The 2967-nt window shown below is 56.7% G+C and carries 2 protein-coding genes and 1 pseudogene; 1 reads left to right on the top strand and 2 read right to left on the bottom strand.

Features of this window, described 5'->3' with window-relative positions; all coding sequences use genetic code 11:
* Positions 1–64: 64 nt before the first annotated feature.
* A pseudogene (locus tag NKH19_RS33035) lies at positions 65–506 on the bottom strand (DDE-type integrase/transposase/recombinase); the annotation flags it as partial.
* 632 nt (positions 507–1138) lie between these two features.
* On the opposite strand from NKH19_RS33035, the gene NKH19_RS33030 reads away from it, so the two are divergent.
* The gene (locus NKH19_RS33030) at positions 1139–1996 is read left to right on the top strand and encodes a sulfotransferase domain-containing protein (protein WP_352983875.1); all 858 of its coding nucleotides are present in this window, start codon (positions 1139–1141) and stop codon (positions 1994–1996) included.
* 696 nt (positions 1997–2692) lie between these two features.
* Here the strand turns inward: NKH19_RS33030 and NKH19_RS33025 are convergent.
* Positions 2693–2967: integrase core domain-containing protein (locus NKH19_RS33025; protein ID WP_352983873.1), on the bottom strand; the 275-nt coding region annotated here is incomplete at its 5' end.

The raw sequence follows: 2967 nt of genomic DNA, 5'->3' as shown, positions 1-2967 counted from the left end.
TGGCGAACGAGGCCGGAAAGGCAGAAGGCTGTGGAAAAAGCCGCCAAATGAGAAGAACGGGCTATTCTACAACATCCGTCTGCATTGGCTTGCCCGGTGCGATGTAATGCCATGCGACATGGCTCCCGTCTGCCCAGGCGAGGGATGGCGTTGGTGGTCAGTTCACTGCCATTGTCGCTGACGACCATCTTCGGCTTGCCGCGCTCGATCATGGGGCGATCGAGTTCGCGCGCAACCCACACGCCGGAGAATGACGTGTCCCCGACCAACGCCAGGCATTCGGGCGTGCAATCGTCGACGATAGCCGGAACACGCAAGCGGCGACCGTCGGCCAGTTGATCGGAGACGAAGTCCAGCGACCATCGGTCGTTTGGCGCCACCGCAACCATCATCGGTGACCGCGCTCCAATCGCCCGCTTGCGTCTACCCCGCCGCCGCACGGCAAGCTTCTCCTCGCGATAGAGCCGGAACAGACGCTTGTGATTGACGACATAGCCTTCCCGGCGCGATGTGGCCGAACTCATAAGGGTGCGCACGCAATGCGTTGACCAACTCAGTGCGCTGATTGACCAGCTGTTCCCGGTGCGAAACATTATGGACCGAGGCTGCTGCTCCTCGGTTTTCAGTTCGACGAAGCGCATCGTCGGGCGTTGCGCTGCCTCGACGATCGCCTCCGCATCCGCTGCGTCGTTCTTCTGCCGCTTGATGAACGCTTTTGACATAGTGAGGTGCAATCAGCTTCGGCTGATGGCCAGGCCGGACCATCACGCGCGCACAATAATGGGAACCGGCGCACGCCTCCATCCGCGACACATGCCGGGTGACCCGCCATGAATTTGCAAAAGCTTCCAGCGAAATACGACTGATGCCGTCCCGTGCAGTTGAAGAGTTCTTTGCCAGATCGACCCCGATGATGGTAAGCTTTTCCATGGATGCCTGCCTCTCCTTGCGTGACGCTAACACCACAAACTTGGCACATTGCGATACCGCCGGAGAAGGCTGGCATCCTTCCGTCACCCATGGACGGCGATAACAGGGCGCGACTGCCTGGGGCCAAGCTGGCAACCTCGGAATTTATCCACAGTCCGCATTTGCTACCTTGATTGCTTAACGCCCTGCAAAAGTGAGAAGATACGCAATGGTCCACCCGCTTCCAGAAGAGCTGCGCGTTATCGCGGGTCAAAATTTTCCGCTTTACCCCTGCTCAAATGGAGCTTGGTCAATTAAGCCCACGGGCGGCGCCACAAGCGCGCGGGTTATGATTTGTTCCATTCCGAAGGCGGGCACCCATTTATATGCCCGTCTGCTTGCCATGCTCGGGCTTGAACAGTCCGATGTGTTCTTTAATAAAGAATATCTGGGAGACTTCCGCTTTGTGGATGTCGAAAGAGCTCGGTTCACTCATTCTGAAAACATCCTGTGGATACCGATCGAGATATCGTCGCGCTTTATCCAGCCCGGTCAGTTTGGCTATGGGCATCTACCGTGCGACATGGGTATTCGCCATAGTTTGGCGGATTTCAAAGTCATCTTTCTTTCGCGTGAAATGCGTGCGGCGATTGTGTCGCAGATGCGATATGTCGGGAATAGCGACTGGTGCCCGCCTGGGAGGGCTGAGATCAAGTGGCGCAATGAGCCGAACGGGCCCGAGAAAATGCTGAAGTACTTTGATGAGATCGCGCCTTTCATTTTCAACGAACGCTGTCATCCATTGGTGCCGTGGGCAGATGAGGAGGATGTTCTTGGATTGACCTATGAGCAGATCATAGGTGACCAAGGGCGCGAAATTCAGCTCGAGACCATTCGCAAAATTGCTGAGTTTTGCGGAATCCAGCCACCGCAGCAGCCGGAGCTGATCTTGAACCAACTAATTGGAGAGCAGACCTTTACCTTCTCCGGCAGGCGAACTTCGTGGAAGGCTTGCTGGAGTCCGGAGGTTGAGGCGCGGTTTATCGCGCTCGGTGGGTCAAGACTCAACGAGCGATTCGGATTTTGATCTGGAAATGGCCGACGAAATGGAACACCTTTCCCTCGGAGAACCATGGTGGCCTGTTGCTGCTGGTTCGGCTAATTTTTGGTCTTGATCGACGCTTGCCGAAACAATCGCCGCGCTCCTACGCCGCTCGATGGCGTCTCTCACCCTTCACGAGCCTCGACTAAAACGACGAAGGTCGACTGTGCAATATCCTCTCTGCGGCGTGTACCCGGAAGGCCGGCGGGCATGGAAGCCTGGCTTGACAGCCTCAGTGCCGCCGGTCGGAGCGTACGCATCAGGTGAAGCTTTCAATTACCCACATCGTCGGCGGGGCCTATTGCCGCGTATGAATCTGCCGTCATTCTGTCTGTGACGCCGAATCACCGAGGCGTCACGGATGCGAGATCGCTGGCTGCCCGTGTGGGATGTGCCGCTCGTCGCCGCCTCGCTCATTCTTACTAGGCTTCTCCGGCGGTGGCGAACGGGAATCAGGATATTTCCCCCCTCTGCCCTACGCTAATAGACTTGAGATCTGCGTTGCCGGGATGCTCACATGGCGCGTCAAAAACATTGCTCGGGAATGATAGAATATGGTCCAGCCTCATCCTGTCACGCTACTACATCAGCCATGTGGGGTGCGGGAATAAGCGACGAAAGGTGGACGTTCGCGGAGGCCGAGTGTGCTCCCTTGTGACGTGCTCCCCGTTTTGTCCGCGTCTATAAGTTAGCCCTGTTCACGTTGTGATCCTTGACGGATCGGGTTGCATATTCAAGCGGGGTGAGCCCATCGAGGCTCGTGTGTGGGCGATTCACATTGTAGTCGATCCTCCATTCTTCGATGCTGTTGCGGGCGTGCCGATAGCTGGTGAAGAGCCGTTCGTTGAGGCACTCATCGCGTAGCCGGCCATTGAAGCTTTCCACGAAGGCATTATCCGGCATGATGTTCTTGGTGCCATCATTTGTTCGGTACGTCAGGTTCGTTAAGCTTGGCG

The sequence above is a fragment of the Mesorhizobium sp. M1338 genome (genome assembly GCF_040318045.1).
GTDB lineage: Bacteria > Pseudomonadota > Alphaproteobacteria > Rhizobiales > Rhizobiaceae > Mesorhizobium.
This window is presented reverse-complemented; position numbering and strand designations above follow the sequence as displayed.

Coding starts and splice junctions, on each gene's coding strand:
- NKH19_RS33030 (WP_352983875.1), top strand. CDS start 1,139: ATGGTCCACCCGCTTCCAGAAGAGCTGCGCGTTATCGCGGGTCAAAAT.